Annotated in this window: 12 protein-coding genes and 2 pseudogenes; 9 read left to right on the plus strand and 5 right to left on the minus strand. The window is 67.8% G+C overall.

The features are described from left to right. The first annotated feature begins 31 nt into the window (after positions 1-31). Genes CGZ91_RS08155 through CGZ91_RS08175 form a run of 5 tightly spaced genes read left to right on the plus strand, consistent with a single transcriptional unit; the run spans position 32 to position 4,190 of the window. Positions 32-880: a PIG-L deacetylase family protein gene (locus CGZ91_RS08155; protein WP_094450206.1), complete on the plus strand. Its 849-nt coding sequence runs from the start codon at positions 32-34 to the stop codon at positions 878-880. Then, positions 877-1,992, plus strand: a complete 1,116-nt coding sequence (locus tag CGZ91_RS08160; RefSeq protein WP_094450207.1) for an alanine racemase — start codon at positions 877-879, stop codon at positions 1,990-1,992. Before CGZ91_RS08155 ends, CGZ91_RS08160 begins: the two co-directional genes overlap by 4 nt. A 13-nt stretch (positions 1,993-2,005) precedes the next feature. Further along, complete coding sequence (locus tag CGZ91_RS08165; RefSeq protein ID WP_094454031.1) at positions 2,006-2,386, plus strand: RidA family protein; 381 nt, start codon at positions 2,006-2,008, stop codon at positions 2,384-2,386. Further along, the gene (locus tag CGZ91_RS08170; protein WP_094450209.1) at positions 2,386-3,243 is read left to right on the plus strand and encodes a fumarylacetoacetate hydrolase family protein; all 858 of its coding nucleotides are present in this window, start codon (positions 2,386-2,388) and stop codon (positions 3,241-3,243) included. The genes CGZ91_RS08165 and CGZ91_RS08170 overlap by 1 nt, the downstream gene beginning before the upstream one ends. Further along, positions 3,240-4,190, plus strand: a complete 951-nt coding sequence (locus tag CGZ91_RS08175; RefSeq protein ID WP_094454033.1) for a DUF4862 family protein — start codon at positions 3,240-3,242, stop codon at positions 4,188-4,190. Before CGZ91_RS08170 ends, CGZ91_RS08175 begins: the two co-directional genes overlap by 4 nt. Before the next feature lie 221 nt (positions 4,191-4,411). On the opposite strand, the gene CGZ91_RS08180 is transcribed toward CGZ91_RS08175, so the two are convergent. Beyond that, positions 4,412-7,609 carry a sialidase family protein gene (locus CGZ91_RS08180; protein ID WP_094454035.1) on the minus strand — a complete coding sequence of 1,066 codons (3,198 nt, stop codon included), beginning with the start codon at positions 7,607-7,609 and terminating at the stop codon, positions 4,412-4,414. A gap of 72 nt (positions 7,610-7,681) precedes the next feature. Continuing rightward, positions 7,682-9,448, minus strand: a complete 1,767-nt coding sequence (locus CGZ91_RS08185) for a sialidase family protein (RefSeq protein WP_094454037.1) — start codon at positions 9,446-9,448, stop codon at positions 7,682-7,684. A 133-nt stretch (positions 9,449-9,581) separates the two neighbouring features. Here CGZ91_RS08185 and CGZ91_RS08190 point away from each other — a divergent pair, with 133 nt between their 5' ends. Both CGZ91_RS08190 and CGZ91_RS08195 read left to right on the plus strand, forming a co-directional pair. Continuing rightward, entirely contained in the window at positions 9,582-10,151 is a 570-nt protein-coding gene (locus CGZ91_RS08190) for a GNAT family N-acetyltransferase (protein WP_094454039.1), read from the plus strand. 82 nt (positions 10,152-10,233) lie between these two features. Further along, positions 10,234-11,451, plus strand: coding sequence for a hypothetical protein (locus tag CGZ91_RS08195; protein WP_094454041.1), 1,218 nt, complete (start codon positions 10,234-10,236; stop codon positions 11,449-11,451). A 27-nt stretch (positions 11,452-11,478) separates the two neighbouring features. Here CGZ91_RS08195 and CGZ91_RS08200 read toward each other — a convergent pair whose 3' ends face one another. The 3 genes and pseudogenes from CGZ91_RS08200 to CGZ91_RS08210 all read right to left on the minus strand — a co-directional run. Beyond that, a complete protein-coding gene (locus CGZ91_RS08200; protein ID WP_094454042.1) occupies positions 11,479-12,198 on the minus strand; it encodes an LmeA family phospholipid-binding protein in 720 nt (239 codons plus the stop codon). Positions 12,199-12,202: 4 nt separating this feature from the next. Beyond that, positions 12,203-12,940 carry a 4-hydroxy-tetrahydrodipicolinate reductase gene (gene dapB / locus CGZ91_RS08205; protein ID WP_094454044.1) on the minus strand — a complete coding sequence of 246 codons (738 nt, stop codon included), beginning with the start codon at positions 12,938-12,940 and terminating at the stop codon, positions 12,203-12,205. Positions 12,941-13,136: 196 nt separating this feature from the next. Then, positions 13,137-15,332: pseudogene (locus CGZ91_RS08210) on the minus strand (polyribonucleotide nucleotidyltransferase); the annotation flags it as partial. A gap of 360 nt (positions 15,333-15,692) precedes the next feature. On the opposite strand from CGZ91_RS08210, the pseudogene CGZ91_RS14830 reads away from it, so the two are divergent. Together CGZ91_RS14830 and CGZ91_RS14585 are read left to right on the plus strand one after the other, a co-directional pair. Continuing rightward, positions 15,693-16,349, plus strand: a pseudogene (locus CGZ91_RS14830) (glycoside hydrolase family 70 protein); the annotation flags it as partial. Positions 16,350-17,113: 764 nt separating this feature from the next. Next, positions 17,114-17,324: transposase (locus CGZ91_RS14585; protein WP_324252658.1), on the plus strand; the 211-nt coding region annotated here is incomplete at its 3' end.

The following is a 17,324-nucleotide window of genomic DNA, read 5'->3' on the forward strand; positions in this document are numbered from 1 at the left end:
GTCAGAACACAGCTTCACCAGGAGAACACCCATGCGCATCATGACCGTCTATGCCCACCCCGCCGACACCATCACCAACTGTGGCGGCACCTTGGCGTTGCATGCCGACGCCGGTGACGAGATCGTAGCGGTGATCCTCACCCACGGCGGCCGGATCCACCCCAACAAGTACGCCGAGGAGGCCCGCAAGGAGGACGGCGCCGATGAGGCAGTGGTCACAGCTGACCGCGAGGAGATCATCGAGAACAAGAAGGAGGAACTGCGTCGTGCCGCCCGGATCATCGGCATCGGCACCGTGGAGTTCCTCGACAACGACGACACCATGAGCGTGGTCGACGAGGACATCGTCGACCAGGTCGCGGCCCAGATCGCCAAGCACCGTCCCGACGTCATCATCGCCGACTACCCGCAGAACCCGGTGGTCACCGACTCTGCCCACACCATCGCCACCATGACGCTCTTCGCCGCCATGGACCGGGCCGCGACCTACCTGAAGAACATCGACGGCCAGGCCGAGGTGAATGTCAAGCAGGTCTTCCTGGGCGGGCTGCCGGTCCTCACCAACAACGCGCTGTCGACCTACGGCGTTCACAATGACCTGCTCATCGACATCACCTCGGTGGCGGGCCGCAAGGTGGAGGCGATGGACTGCTTCGTCAGCCAGGGCTACGACGGGCCGTTCGCCCGCAAACTGATCGAGGCCAGCAACGGTGAGTTCGGACGCTGGGCCGGTGTTGCGTTGGCCGAGCCGTATGTCCGTTTCCGCAGCGAGACCCACCAGCTGCTGCCCCTGACCGACTACGCCAAGGACGTCGACGTGCTCACCCGACACGTGTCCTACTCGCAGTTCGACGTACGCCGATCCTTCCCGCTCAAGTGAATCCGGCCGAGTTGGTGGGCAGCTCGATCGACGAGCTGCCCACCCCGGCAGTGCTGATCGACCTGCCGACGCTGCGCGGCAACATCGCCCGGATGTCCGAGCTGGCCGCCGGATTCGGGGTCGCCCTGCGCCCGCACTGGAAGACCACCAAGAGCGCCGAGGTCGCCCGGCTGCAGCTCGCAGCGGGCGCCGTCGGCCTCACCGCGGCGACCGCCGCCGAGGTCGAGGCGCTGATCGATGCCGGCATCACCGATGTCTTCTGGGCGTACCCGCCGGTGGGGCCGCACCGGGTCCGCACCGCGATCAACGCCGCCCAGCGGGCCCGCCTCATCGTCGGTCTGGACTCGATGGCCTCGGCTGAGCCGCTGGCGCAGGCCGCGGTCGCCGCCGGGATCGAGGTCGAGGTACGCCTCGAGGTCGACTCCGGTCTGGGCCGCAGCGGTGTCGACCCGGACGCCGCCGCAGCGGTGGCTGCTGAGATCGCTGCGCTCCCGGGCCTGCGTCTGGAAGGCGTCTTCACCCACGAGGGCCAGGTGCAGGGCGTCGGCGCGGACCCGCGGCGCCGCATCGAGGCCGGCACCTTGGCCGGTGAATGCGTGGTCCAGGTCGCTGAGGCGATCCGCGCCGCGGGGCTGTCACTGACCAGCGTCTCGGTCGGCTCGACCGCCGGAGCCCGGTCAGCGCCGGGCGTGGCCGGAGTCACCGAGGCCAGACCGGGCACGTATGCGTACGGGGACCAGAATCAGGTCGCCATCGGCACCATCGACCCGAGCGAGGCCGCGATGACCGTCCTCAGCCGAGTGATCAGTGTCGAGCGCGGCGACCCGGCGATGGTCGATGCCGGCATCAAGGGCATGAGCTCGGACGGCAGCATGCACGGGGACGGTCGCATCGGCACCCTGTGCACGGTCAACGGCGCTGAGACCGATGGGATCCTCAGCACCGGCCACGAGGAGCACGGCTTCCTCACCGGGGCCGGGGACCTGCGGGTCGGCGACCTGCTTCGGATCCGGCCCAACCATGCCTGTGGGCTGACCAACATGCACACGCAGGTCTTCGCCGTCGAGGACGGCGTCGTGAAGGAAGTCTGGCCCGTCCTGGGCCGTCACTAGAGATTGGACTGACATGAAGAAGATCACCGCCTCATCCACCGCCCCGGCTCCGGCCGGCACCTATTCGTCCGGAATCGTCCACGGAGGATTCCTCTTCCTGGCCGGACAGGGCCCCTTCGACGCTGACGGCACCATGCTGTGCGGCTCCTTCGCCGAGCAGGTCCGGCGTACCTTTGCCAACCTCGAGGCCGTCGCCAACGCTGCGGGCACCTCGATGAGCAACGCGGTCCGGATCGGCGTGTACCTCAACGACATGGCCGACTGGCCCGAGTTCAACGAGGTCTCCAAGGAATGCCTCAGCGAGCCCTACCCGGCCCGCACCGCGATCCAGGCCGACCTGAGCGGCTTCCTGGTCGAGATCGACGCCATCGTGGCCCTCGACGGAGGCAACTGATGACAGAGCTGCTGCGGGTGGGCGCGGTCGGCAGCGAGCGGCCGGTGGCCCGTCACCAGGGTACCAGTTATGCCCTGGACTCCCTCACCACCGACATCGATGGCGCCTTCCTGGCTGCCGACGGCCTTGCTCGGGTCACCGCGGCGCTGGCGGCCGGCGAGCTGCCGGAGCTCGACATCGACGGGGAACGGATCGGTGCGCCGATCGCCCGCCCGACTGCGGTGATCTGCATCGGCCAGAACTACGCCGCTCATGCCCGCGAGTCCGGTGCCGAGCCACCGACCGAGCTGATCGTCTTCTTCAAGCACCCCAACACGGTGGTCGGCCCCCACGACGACATCGTCATCCCGCCCGGCTCGCAGAAGCTGGACTGGGAGGTCGAGCTCGGGGTGGTGATCGGCAGCACCGCACACCGACTGCCCTCCCGCGAGGCCGCCCAGGCCGCCATCGCCGGATATGTCGTGGTGAACGACGTCTCCGAGCGGGAGCACCAGTTGGTGACCTCGCTCGGCCAGTGGTCCAAGGGCAAGATGGCGCCGACCTTCTGCCCAGTCGGTCCAGTGCTGGTGCCCGCCACCGAGGTGGACGCCGGCGACCTGCGGCTGTGGTCCAGCGTCAATGGCGAACCGCGCCAGGACTCCTCGACCGCTGATCTCATCTTTGATGTGGCCAGCATCGTGCAGGATCTGTCGCACTATGTTCAGCTCGAGCCTGGGGACCTGATCTGCACCGGTACGCCACAAGGGGTGGCCCTGTCGGGTCGATTCCCCTACCTGGCTGCCGGTGACGTCATCGAGATGGGCGTAGCCGGACTGGGCGAACAGCGCTCGGTCGTCGTCGAAGAGGAGAACCGATGAATCAGCCCATGTCGGGATATGTGGTGGGAGCCTACGCCGCCACCCCGACCGCCGGCGGTTGGGATCCGGAGCTGGAATCGCAGTACTACGCCGCCGTGGCTGCGGACGCGCGGGTCGCCGGCTTCGAGTTGCCATGGCTGGGTGCCCTGCACCCACACGACGAGGAATGGCTCATCGCGAATCTGCCGGCTCCGCTGACCGCAGTCATCACCGATGTCCCCCACGTCTTCCCCACCGTGCTCAAGCAGCCCACCTACGGGCTGGCGTCCGCCGACGAGGAGGGTCGCGCGCAGGCGATGGCCGATGCTCGTCGACTGAAGGAGGACGTACGCCGACTTCACCAGCGACTGGGCCGCCAGGCCGTGCACACGGTCGAGTTGCATGCCGGTCCGCGGGCGGACCAGGCCGGGGTGGAGCCGCTGGTGGCGTCACTGACCGAGCTGGCCGGTTGGGACTGGGACGGCGCCGAACTCGTGCTGGAACACAGCGATGCGCTGGTCGCAGGTCAGACCCCCGAGAAGGGCTTCCTGCCGCTGGCCGACGAGATCGCTGCCATCCAACAGTCCGGCACGCAGCTGGGTGTGACGCTCAACTGGGGGCGTTCCGCGCTGGAGCTGCGGGATCCGAATCGGGTCGTGGAGCACATCGCCCAAGCCCGCGAGGCAGGCCTCCTGCGGGGCTTCCTCTTCTCCGGCGTCACCGACACCTCCGAACAGTTCGGTCGGCCCTGGGCCGATGCCCACAACCCGTTCCGGGCATCCGACCTGCATGGCCACGGGGACGAGGTGTCGCTGCTCACCGACGATCTGGCGCGCGATGCCATCGCCGCTCTCGACCCGCAGACCTGGCTCGGCATCAAGATGTCCTGGCCGGCCGGCGGCACCGAGATCGAGGACCGAGTGGCGATGCTGCACGAGTCGCTCGATGCGCTCGATCGGGTGCGCTGACCAGACGCGGACCGTCGATTCGCACAGTGCCAGGCCGAAGGCGTACGCGGGATGCCGGGGCCGAAGCTCAGCACGCTGTAGTTGTGCACGTCAGCTGACCCATTTCACCTGCGCGACTACAGCACGCTGTAGTTGTGCCGACCACCAACGGGACAAGACCAGCGGGCGCCGGGATCTCCCCGGCGCCCGCTGCTGTGTGTGCGGTCAGTGCTGCTGTCCGATCAGGCGCACTGCCCCTGCCGCTTGCCGCCGACCGTCAACTCGACGCCGGCATCGGTGGGCGTCACGGTGTTGCGCGAGCAGGTGATCGAGCCGCCCACGGACAATCCCGACACGACGGTCTGTGCGCCCCGGTTGTTGGTCATCGACACGTTGCCGCTGACCGTCGACCGGTCCACGACCACCGGGCCCTGACTGTCGACGATCCGCAGCTGCCCATCAATCGTGGCGGGATCACAGGCGGCGCTGGTGTCACCGACCGACACCGCCGCCGTGCTGCCGGTCAGCGTCACTCGGCCGTCGACCCTCGAGTCGCAGATCGCGACCGTGGAGGCCTCGATGGTGGTGACCGAGCCGGTGACCTCGGAGTTCTGGATCAGCAGCTTGCCGCCGTCCTTGACCGTGATCGGACCATCGACAGTGGCGTCGATCAGGCACAGCCCGCCGGCTCCCACCGACACTGCCCCGTCATGCTTGCCGGTGATCGTCTGTTCACAGCTCGGCTGGAAGGTCGTCTTGCGCGACCACACCTCCCACGGCTGCACCCGGCCCCGGTCGCCGAGCACCAGGATGGTGGTCGGGTCGAGCACGGTGAAGCCGCCATTCTCGGTGTTGGCGTAGTCGATGCCCACCGGCGTGGTCCAGTCGTCGGCGAGCCCGCTCTTGGAGATGGTCATGACCAGGCCGGGGCGGCCGACCATCAGCATCAGTTCACCGCTGGGCATCAGCTCCAGGGTGGGCTGGACGCTGAGCAGGTCCTGACCCTGCGGGCCAGTCTTGATCTCCTCGGGTTCGGTCCAGGTCTTGCCGTTGTCGAAAGACCGCGACTGCAACATCGGCAGCCGCCAACCGACCCGCATCACCATCAGCAGCGATCCGTCTGCCAAGCGTTCGATGGCGCCCTCGCAAGGACCCTCGTACGCCTGGATGTGGAGCTGCTCCGGATCGGCCTCACCGGCGGTGCCGGCGATGTTCCAGTTCACGCCGCCATCGTGGGAGACGAGCACGACCTGGCGGAAGCCCTCGTCGCGGGCGTAGTAGCCGTACGCCGCCATGTACATGGTGCCGTCGGGATCCTCGACCACGGTGTGGTGCAGCACGAAGCCGCCCAGCCGGGTGCCGGGACGTTCGGACAAGCCGATCGGGCGCATCGCCTCGGGAGCAACCATGGCGCCCTCGCGACGGATCCAGGTCTCGCCACCGTCGGTGGAGATCGCGGTCTCGACCAGGGCTTCCTTGTCGTCGGTGCCGTCGGTCATGTACGTGTGGTAGTTGACCGCGAACAGGTTGCCGTTGCGCATCCGGGTGATGGTCGTGCCGGCATCGTCGGGCATCGGATTGAGGTGCTGGCCGCTGAACCAGCTCTCGCCACCGTCATCGGTGGCACCCAGCCAGATGCCGCCGGCGTCATCGACGTCAGGGTGGCCCGAGTAGGGCACCAGGACCCGCTTGTCGTTGTTCTCGTTGCGGACGACCACGCCCGAGCTGGGGAAGCCGACCTGCTCGCCGAAGTTGTCCACCACGACGGTGTCACCGAAAGTGAACGGCGTGGTGCCGAACGCTGCCGGCGGGGTGATCTCCGGCGTACCGAAGGTGAGGTCGTCGATGAAGACGTCATCGTTGACCGCTGCAGCGCCACTGCCCGAGGTCGTGAAGGCAATGCCGGTGATCGAGATGACCTCGTTGTGTCGGCTGGAGTTGTTGCCGATGGTGGCACCGGCCGATCCGACATAGGTCCCGTTGATGCTGACCCGTGCCGCGGCGTGGTCGGCCGGGACCGACACCTCGATCTGGCTCCACTGGTCCAGCGCGACGCTGCCAGCGGGGCTCAGCTCCCGCCAGGTCGCGGTCCACTGCTCGTACCACTGGATGCCGCCGTCGGCGCGCACCGCAAACCGGAAGAGCGAGTTGGCCGGCTGTCCGGTGGGCAGCAGCGACTGGCCGATCAGGTCAAAGGTGAGGCCCTGGGTCGAGGTCGGGTTGAGCTGGAAGGACAGGTAGCCGCCCCGCTGGGGCAATGCCGTGCAGGTCACGCCCACCGACTTCGACGGATCGGTGTCTCGGATTCGCAGCGACTGCTGGCCTTCGGATGCCTTCTCGTCGGTGACTGCGGCCGGCAGATAGCCACTGAGCGAGGAGCATTGCGGCGGGATCGAGTCGACCTCGTCGTCCTCGAACGTGAGGGTGGACAGGCCGCCGATGACGGTGATCGCCTGGCTGCTGACCGAGCGTACGCCGGCAGCATCGGTCACCTCGAAGCGCAGCTCCCCCACGCCGGCCCGGGCAAAGGTGTGGCTGATCGAGGCGGTCACCCAACCGTCGGCATCGGCGCCGCTCAGCGTCACCGGCACGGTTTGGTCGCCGAACTGGACGCTCGCGTCATAGTCGGCGACGTCGGCACCATCGGGCAGTTGGAAGCGTGCCACGGGGGCGTCGACCACCTCGGTGCCGCGCACCAGCCCGGTGTCGTCGAAGATCGTCTCGATCTCCAGGCCGGCGAAAGCGTCATCGGGCAGTTCGCTCGAGACGGTCAGGTCGTCGATGTAGTAGTCCACGCCAACCGGGCTGGCACCGGCCGACCCGAAGTAGACCTCTCCCATCGTCGGCGAGGCGGCGTTGCGGCGGTCGGTCTCGAAGCGGACCCCGTTGACGATCAGCTCGGCGCGTTCCGTGGTGGCGTTGATGGTGACGTCGACCCACTCGTTGAGGGCGGCGCCGCCCTTGACTCGGGCGACGTCGGCGAAGCTGGAGCCGTTGTAGGCGGCAATCCGGATGTCGTCGCCGTCACGGTTGAAGGTGAAGCGCCATACGCCGTTGGCCGAGGTGCCCGGGGCGCCTTGAATGGCGACGTAGGGGCCGGCGTTGAACTGGGCCGGCGAGAACCGGTAGGACACCGACTTCTCTGCACTCTGCGGATAGTCGCACCATGCGCGCGTGTAGACCGTGTTGCTCTGGTCACTCACTCGCATCGCTCGGTTGCCGGCCGAGGCGCCACCGAAGGCGGCCTCGGCGACCGTGACGTCACCGATGACGCGGCAGTCCGCCGGCGCCTGACCGAGCGGCTCGCTGTCGAAGGTCCGCACCTCACCGTCGGCGGGTGCGGCGAGTGCGTTCGGTCCTGGTAGTAACGGCAGGACCAACGCCAGCGCAGCCGTGGCGGCGAGCGCCACCCGGCCGGGTCGTGGCAGTTGTGGGGGCATTCTGGGTCTCCTTCAGGTTGGTGCCGTCGGCACGGGGTGAGAGGTGGAGAGATTCTGACGGTGCGGCGCCGGCTAGCGGGGACGGACGGCGTACGTCCGGACGGAGGTGAAGTTGCCGACGATGGCACCGAGGTTGGTGTCGTAGCTGACCGTGAGCAGCTGACTGCCGCTGACCACGGCGCTGCTCGGATCGCCCTGATCGATGTTTCGCTCCGACAGATAGATCAGGACGGGGCTGGTGTCGGTCCATGCCTGACCGCGGCGCAACAACCGCCCGACGACCGGCTCATTCGACCCGTAGTCCTGGCCCCCGTAGGTGAGCAGCACCTTTCCGTCGGGCAGGGTGAGCAGGTCGGGTGCCTGCATGGTCCACGGCACCTTGGTCGCGACGGTCCAGGTGCGGCCGCCGTCGTAGCTGTCGCTGACGTGGCCGGGGCGACTCACGGCCGTCACGCGATTGTCGGGCAGCACCGCTAGCTCGGTCTCGGACAGCGCCTGCCCCGGTGCGGCGGGAATCATCACCTCGTTCTCGATCGGCCAGGTGCGTCCGCCGTCGACGCTGCGCACGACGCTGACGTGGCCGAGCGAGGAGTCAGGCAACGTCCCGTACAGGGGGATGAGCAGGTCTCCGTTGTCGAGTTCGACCACTTCGCCGGATTCGGCCGACCAACCCAACTCGTACGCCCCGCTGCGAGCTCCGCAGCCACAGCTCATCGCCGATTCGACCAGGGCCGGCTCGGACCACGTCTGACCGCCGTCGGTGGACCGGGCCACATAGGTGCCGGTGATGGTGGCGGGCTGGTCCGGATAGCCCTCCCATTCGGTCTGGAACCAGGTCAGCACGACGGTGCCGTCACGGAGCTGGGTGATCTGCGGGTCCCGGTCGTCGGCCGGGGTGTCGATGACGACTCGTGCCGCCGACCAGGTGCGGCCACCGTCGCTGCTCTCGGTCCACCGGATCTGGCCGTGCTCGCCGCCGGAGATGCCCGGTGAATGTTCGTTGGACCAGTAGAAGACCGTCACCAGGCGGCCGTCGGCAAGGTGGGCGATCTCGGGGAAATAGGGCTCCTGCTCCCCCTCACCGGAGGCGATGATGACGTCGGGTTCAGTGACGTAGTCAGGGAACGCGGTGGCCGGCAACTGTCCCGAGACGGCCAGGTCATCGATGTAGTAGTCCACTCCGACCGCACTGGCACCGGCCGACCCGAAGTAGATCTCTCCCATGGTCGGCGAGGCCGCATTGCGCAGCATCGTCTCGAAGCGGACCCCATTGACGATCAGTTCCGCGCGGTCGCTGGTCGCGTTGATGGTCACCTCGACCCATTGGCCAGGAATGGCCCCGTCGACGACGGTGCCGACCGTGCCAAAGGCGGAGCCGTCGTACGCCGCGATCCGGATGTCGTCGCCGGCGCGATTGAACGTGAACCGCCACACGCCGTTGCTGGAGGTGCCGGGCGCTCCCTGAATCGCGACATAGGGTCCGGCGTTGATCTGGGCCGGCGAGAACCGGTAGGACACCGACTTCTCCGCACTCTGCGGGCTGTCGCACCAGGCGCGGGTGTAGACGGTGGAGCTCTGGTCGGTCACTCGCATCGCCCGGTTGCCGACCGAGGCGCCACCGAAGGCAGCCTCGGCGACCGTGACGTCACCCATGACGCGGCAGTCCGTCGGCGGCAGGCCGAGGGGCTCGGCGTCGAAGCTGCGCACGGCTCCGTCAACCGGTGCCGCGGTGGCCTGCGGTGTGGGCAGGAACGGCAACAACAAACACACCAGCGCGGCGAGGGCCAGCCAACGGTGGCAGCCCGGTCCGGCGATGGTGCCACGGGGGTGGTGCGACACGATCGGCTCCTTTGCTTGTGGCACAGCCCAACATGGAGCACCGTTCCATGTCGAGAGTTTCAGATCGCGTTACCGAATCGTTACCGGCCACGACGGGCTGGCCCCCACCTCCGCACTCCCCTAGGCTGGCGCGGTGACTGAGCCCAGTTCTTTCGCCGATTCCGTACGCCTCGCCCTCCCTGCCGAGGCACCCGCCCTGGCCGGCCTGCAGCGACGCGTCTGGCGTACGGATCTCCCCGAGGAACTCAGCGCCGAACTGCTGGCGCAGGGCGAGGGCGCGATGACTGCGGCCTGGCAGTCCGCCATCCATGCACCACCGGAGGCTCGCTTCCGGGTGCTGGTCGCGGTCGCCGACGGCACCGCTGAGACCGCCGGCCGCACCATTGTCGGCTTCGCCGCGGTCGGGCCGGCCGCCGATCCGGGCTCGGACCCGGCCACCACCGGCCTGATCGGCGAGTTCCTCATCGACCCCGATGCCCGCCGCCAGGGCCACGGCTCCCGACTGCTGAACGCCTGCATCGACACCCTGCGCGCCGACGGCTGCACGCTGGCGCAATGGTGGCTGTCGAGCACCGACGACGTCACCCGGGCCTTCGCCGTAGCGGCCGGATGGGCAGCCGACGGCGCCCACCGGGAGATCGGCAGCGAGGACGGCGCCCGCCTCAAGCAGGTGCGCCTGCACACCTCCTTGGCCAAGGACTGAATCGGCTCGCGGTGGACGCCCCCTTGCGCTTCCCCGTCGACCCTCGCTAGACAGGTGAGTACTCGACGAGGAGGCCCACCCCATGGCACCCAGCAAAATCGGATCGATGATGCTTCGCGTCGCCGCGGCCTGTGCCGCGGTGGCCATGACGCTGAGCCTGCAGCCAGCCGTGGCGCAGGAACGGTCCAATCCCCACGACCAGCAACCGCTGTCGCTCGGCTTCAACGGCCGAACCAACCAGATCGCTGCCATCGACCACTTCTATGGCGACGGCGACGAGCACGGCCCCCGGCTGTGCCACTACTACACCGGTTGGGACACCGCGGTCCACACTGACGGGACACCCGATCACCCCTCCGGCCTGGCAGCGAACATCGCCTGGCTGGAGAACGCGCAGGCCAACGGCTGCGACGAGGTGATGGTGTCGTTCAAGGCATTGTCCTCGGCCGACCCGAAGGACGAGTTCGATCCCGAACCGCCAACGGTCGAGGAGTACCAGGCCGCCGTGGCCGACTACCTCGACACCGACTGGGAGGCCGAGGCCGGCTACACCGGCGACATCGTCCTGACCGCCTGGAACGAGCCCAACCTGAACGCGACCGCCGGCAACGGCTACCCGCCCCCGAGCCCGGGCGCCGAGTCGGTCATCAGCCCGCGGCTGGCCGCCCAGTACTACCTGGCGGCCTCCCAGCTCTGCGAGGAACGCGGCTGCGTGGTCGCCGCGGTCGACTTCGGCTCCAACGGTGGCCGCTGGGTCGACTACATGACCAACTGCGCCACCGCCAACGTGCCCCGCGACCAGCTGTGCGCCGAACCGAGCAAGCACAACACCGAGGGCCTGCCGCCCTCCTACCTGGATCTCTATCGCAACGAGATCATCAACGCCGCCACCGACTTCGGCTTCAAGCGGAGCTTCCGACCGGCGGTCGTGGCGTACCACGGCTGGGCCGACACCAACGCCTTCCTCAACGGAACGCGGCACTGCAGCAGCTACGACGACTGCCTGCTGGAGCGGGTGCTGTACGCCTTCCGCGGGTCGTGGCAGGGTGCGGAGATCTGGAACACCGAGGACGGCGCCGGCCAGCCCGGCTTCTACAGCCACGAGGAAATGACCGACGAGCGCCAGGTCGAAGCGCTGGAGTACATGTTGGAGTTGGTCGACTCGACGCCTCGCTACACCCGGCTCTACTGGACCCACATCGTCGGGTCCCCGTCCCGGCTGCTCATCACCGATGACAACGGTGACGTCGAGCGCGTACGCCCGTCCATGACGATCCTGCAGGAGGCCACGCGGCGCTAGGTGTTCAGAGGCCCTGGTTCAGGACAGCTAGTTCAGTTCGCTGAGGTTCACGTCCGTGCCGGTGACCTTGACCTCGAAGCCGGCATCGCCTGCGGTCAACGACGTTGCCCGCAGGCCTGCCGGCAACCCCAGCGGAAACGGCTCGGTGACGTGGTCCACCAGCTCCGCCGACTGCTCGGGACTCAGCTGGACCTGCGCGACCGTGATCTGGGGATCCAGCAGTCGGATGGTCTGATCCGCCTCGTTCAGCCCCAGCCGGCCCTCGACCTGGGCCTCGATCGGCGTACCGAAGACGGACATCTCGTGCACCACCCGGACCCGGCCGCCGTCGTCCGGGCGGATCTCCAGCCCGGAGAGTTCACTCAGGGTGGCGTAGGGCAGCACCGTTGTACCGTCGAAGTGGGCGATCCGGACGTTGTCGCGGTCGGCGAAATCGACGCCCGTGGCATCCACCGAACTGACACCGAGCTGCACCGGCGAGCCCTGCAGGCTCAGCGTCAGGCTCTCGGCGTCGATCTCGAGCCGGTCCAGCTCCCGGGTCAGCAGTTGCAGTGTCATTGATCCCTCGGGGATCTCGACCGCGGGCGGTTCGGCAGCACCGATCGCGCTCTGCACCTCATTGGCGAAGATGTCGGCAGTGATGTCACGCCCGACTGTCTCGACCAGGGCAACCACGGCGGCCAGAACCAGCACCAGAGCCGTCAGTGCCCATCGCCAACCCCGGCCCGAACGGGCTCGTTCAGCCATCGGCTCAGGCAATCTCGAGAAGCTCTTCGATGCCTTCGGTCAGTCCAGGATGGTCCGCAACCGCGCGTACCGCCAGGATCACGCCGGGCATGAAGGAGACCCGGTCGTAGGAGTCGTGCCGCAGGGTCAGCGTCTCGCCGGTCTGCCCCAGCAGCACTTCTTGGTGGGCCACCAGGCCCTGCAGGCGTACGCCATGCACCCGCACCCCGTCGATGTCAGCACCCCGAGCGCCGGCCACCTCGTGCTGGGTGGCATCGGGACTGGCCGGCACGCCGGCCGCCTCCCGGGCTGCCGCGATCCGCTGTGCCGTCGTGGTGGCGGTCCCGGAGGGCGCATCGGCCTTGTTCGGATGATGCAGTTCGACGATCTCGACCGAGTCGAAGAACCGGGCCGCGATCTCGGCGAACCGCATCATCAGGACCGCGCCCACCCCGAAGTTGGCGGCAACGAGCACGCCGACCTCGGGATGTGCGCTCAGCTGCTCGCGCAGCGTGTCCAATCGTTCCGCGGTGAAGCCGGTCGTCCCGACCACCGCGTGGATGCCGTGGTCGATGCACCAGGCGAGGTTGTCCATGACGACGTCGGGGTGGGTGAAGTCGACCACGACGTCGGCCTCCGCGGCCTGGTCACGATCATCCCCGACATCAATCCTGGCGACGAGCTCGAGGTCGTCGGCCGCCTCAACGGCCCGACACACCTCTGCCCCCATCCGCCCCTGGGCACCGAACACGGCAACCTTCATGCGATCACTCGCCCCGATCCTCGGAGCCGTTGTCGTCGCTGGCGCGACGCTGGCGGCGACGGCGGCGCGGACGCTCCGAAGCCTGGTCAGCGTTGTCGCCCTCACGCTCGGCAGGCGCGGCCGCGGCCGGAGCCTCGGACGAGCCCTCGACAGCCTCGGACGAGCCTTCGGCGGCCTCGGACGAGCCCTCGGCGGCCTCGGCGTCCTCACCCTCGATCACGGGGATCAGGGAGAGCTTGCCGCGATCATCGATCTCGTTGATCTCGACCTGCAGCTTCTGGCCCACGCTGAGGATGTCCTCAACGTTGTCGACCCGCTTGCCGCCGGCCAGGCCGCGCAGCTTCGAGATGTGCAGCAGGCCGTCCTTGCCGGGCAGCAGCGAGACGAACGCGCCGAAGGTGGTCAGCTTGACGACGGTACCGAGGTAACGCTCGCCCTTCTCCGGCATCTGCGGGTTGGCGATGGCGTTGACCATGTCGCGGGCCGCTTCGGCCGAGGAGCCGTCCTCAGCACCGATGTAGATGGTGCCGTCGTCCTCGATGGTGATGTTGGCGCCGGTGTCGTCCTGGATCTGGTTGATGACCTTGCCCTTGGGCCCGATCACCTCGCCAATCTTGTCGATCGGGATGTGCACCGTGAGGATCCGCGGAGCGTACTGGCTCATCTCGTCGGGAGTGTCGATGGCCTCGGCCATCACCTCGAGCAGCGTGTAACGAGCCTCGCGGGCCTGCAGCAGAGCCTTGGACAGCTCCTCGGCGGGGATGCCGTCGAGCTTGGTGTCCAGCTGCAGCGCGGTGACGAACTCGCGGGTGCCAGCGACCTTGAAGTCCATGTCACCCAGTGCGTCCTCGGCACCCAGGATGTCGGTCAGCGCGACGTACTCGGTCTTGCCGTCAACCTGCTCCGACATCAGACCCATGGCGATACCGGCCACCGGCGCCTTCAGCGGCACACCGGCGTTGAGCAGGGCCAGCGTCGAGGCGCAGACCGAACCCATCGAGGTGGAGCCGTTGGAGCCCAGCGCCTCCGACACCTGACGGATGGCGTACGGGAACTCCTCGCGCGAGGGCAGCACCGGCACCAGGGCGCGCTCGGCGAGCGCACCGTGGCCGATCTCGCGACGCTTGGGCGAACCCACCCGGCCGGTCTCACCGGTGGAGTAGGGCGGGAAGTTGTAGTTGTGCATGTAGCGCTTCGAGGTCTCCGGGGAGAGCGTGTCGAGCTTCTGCTCCATGCCGAGCATGTTCAGGGTGGTGACGCCCAGGATCTGGGTCTCACCGCGCTGGAACAGTGCCGAACCGTGCACCCGCGGAATCACGCCGACCTCGGCCGACAGGGTGCGGATGTCGCGTACGCCACGACCGTCGATGCGGATCTTCTCGGTCAGGGTGCGGTGCCGCACCACAGCCTTGTTGACGGCCTTGAAAGCGGCGTGGATCTCACGCTCGGAGTCGGGGAACTTGGCCGCCAGCTCCTCGGTGACCTTGTCGCGCAGCGCGTTCAGGGCGTCGTCGCGCTCCTGCTTGCCGGCGATCTGGAAGGTCTGGGCGATGTCGGCCTTGTAACCGGCCTCGATGGCGTCCTTGATCTCGTCGGGGTAGTCGACGAAGACGGGGAACTCCTTGGTGGCCTTCTCCGGCAGCTGCTGCGCCAGCGCGACCTGCGCCTCGCACAGTGCCTTGATGAAGGGCTTGGAGGCCTCCAGACCCTGGCCCACGACCTCCTCGTTGGGGGCGACCTTGCCGGAGCGGACCAGTTCGATGGTCTGCTCGGTGGACTCGGCCTCCACCATCATGATGGCGACGTCGCCGTCGGGCAGCACCCGACCAGCCACGACCATGTCGAAGGTGGCACCCTCGAGCTGCTCGACGGTGGGGAACGCGACCCACGTGTCACCGATGAGGGCGACGCGGACGCCGCCGATCGGGCCGGTGAACGGCAGGCCGGCAATCTGGGTCGACATCGAAGCAGCGTTGATGGCCACCACGTCGTAGAGGACGTTGGGGTTGAGCGCCATCACGGTGACGACGACCTGGACCTCGTTGCGCAAGCCCTTGACGAAGGACGGACGCAGCGGGCGGTCGATCAGGCGGCAGGCCAGGATCGCGCCCTCGGAGGGGCGACCCTCGCGACGGAAGAAGCTGCCGGGGATGCGGCCGGCGGCGTACATCCGCTCCTCCACGTCCACGGTCAGCGGGAAGAAGTCGATCGAATCGCGCGGCTGCGCCTGCGCGGTCGTCGCGGACAGCAACATGGTGTCGCCGTCCAGATAGACAGCGGCCGCACCATCGGCCTGCTGGGCCAGCAAGCCGGCCTCAAAACGTACTGTGTGCTTGCCGTAGGCGCCATTGTCAATGACGGCCTCGGCAAACTTCACCTCGGGTCCCTCCATGGGAATGTCCTTTCCTGTTGGGCAGCGCTCGAACGCGTACAGCTGCGTGAGCTGCTCCACAGGACCGGTCTTCGATCGAGGCCCACGGGATCGGCGACTGTACGCCGGCCCGGAGGCCACTACCGAGGACCGAAGTCCCGTCGACACGTGTGCGTGCCCAACGCTGTGACGGGGCGCCAAGAATCAGACGCCCTCCGGGGCAACCCTACCCGGACCGTCCGACACCGACCACTTCCCCACGCCCGCGGATAATGATCAGGTCACAGATCCCCCCATGCGGGAACTTTTGCTCCATGATGTCACTCGGGTGCCCGCGTGGGCGCGCCACGCCGACAAGTCTGGACCGAGGGGAGTTCATTGATGTCGACGTTGTTCCTACGCGGCTTGCGCCGCACCGCGGCGGCGACCGCCGCACTGGCCTGCATCATCACGGGCCTGTACGCGAGCACACCCGCCGAGGCGACACCGCTGACCGCATCGGCCGATCTGGTCGCCGCGCCGCAGCAGCCGTCGGTGAGCACCCAGATCACAGCGCGTCCCGAGCTGGACGAGCGACTGATCCTGCAGTCCTTCAGCCTGTACCAGCCCTACTCCAGCGACATGTACCGCCGGCTCGCCGAGCTCTCCGTCGGGCTCGGCGAGCTCGGCGTCACCGACGTCTGGCTGCCACCGGGGTACCGCTCCTTCGGCATGGCCCGTTACATGGAGGGATACGCGGTCGCCGACCGGTACGACTTCGGCGAGTTCCCGCAAGGGCCCAACGGGGAGCGTGCCACCAAGTACGGCACCGCCGAGGAACTGAAGCTGGCCATCGACTCGCTGCACGACAAGGGGCTACGCGTCCAGATGGACCTGGTCCCCAACCAAGTGATGGGCCTGCAGGGTCAGGAACCGGTACGGATCCAGCGGGTCGGCCACAAGGGCCAGCCGTTCACCAACCCCTACACCACCCACCTGCCGTCGGAGTACACCGATGAGCTCTACCTCGCGTACACCAAAGGCGGCGGACAGGGCCAGGCCGCGTACGGCCTCATCCCCGAATTCAACAAGGAGCACTTCAACGGCACCTCGCTGCAGCAGTTGGGCATGTCCAACGTGCTGGTCGACGACTCCGGCGAGCCCTACCGGGTCGAGCAGCCCAGCGACAACAACTACCCCGACTGGCTGACGCCCGGACAGGCGGTCAACAACGTCGAGGGATATCTGCAGGCCAACGGTGCCTACGAGTACGAGCCGGGCAACTGGAAGCCACTGCTCATCAGCGACGACGCCTTCGTGACGTGGGCGACCAGCGGCTCCTCGACTTCCTGTGACTACGACAGCCGCGAGGACCTGCTGGTCAGCGGGGACAACAACATCTGGAACTGCCGCGACGCCTACCTGGCCGCCAGCCCCGGCCACGGGCCCCGGTCGGAGCAGCCCACCTTCCAGAACGAGGACTCGGGCATCGACTGGGACGACCAGTTCCTCTTCCTCACCGACGAGGGCGAGATCGACCCGAACCGTCCGCTCCACAAGAACTTCAGCAACGGCGAGGAGTTCCTCGTCGGCAACGACCTCAACAACGCCGACCCCGAGGTCCAGGCCGAGCAGCGGCACTGGATGGAGTGGATGCTGGAGACCTACGGCTTCGACGGCTTCCGCATCGATGCCGCCGCCCACTACGACACCGCCATCCTCGACATCGAGGCCGAGGTGGTCGCCGAACACTTGGGACTGCCCCGGGTTTGGTTGACATCAGCAGCTCAGGTCCGTGAGGGCCTGGTGAGAGGATGTATGTCATGCCCAAGCCCCATCCCAAAGAGTTCCGTGATGATGTGGTCGCAGTTGCTCGCAGAGGGGAGGCTCCGATTGGTCAGATCGCGAAGGACTTCGGGATCAGCGAGTCCTGCCTGCGTAACTGGCTGTCGAAAGCTGACCGTGCTGATGCTCCGGCCGGGGACAATCGGTCCGCAGCTGAGCTGCGCGAGGCGAAGAAGCGGATCCGGTTGT

It is taken from the genome of Parenemella sanctibonifatiensis, assembly GCF_002250565.1.
Classification (GTDB): Bacteria; Actinomycetota; Actinomycetes; order Propionibacteriales; family Propionibacteriaceae; genus Parenemella; species Parenemella sanctibonifatiensis.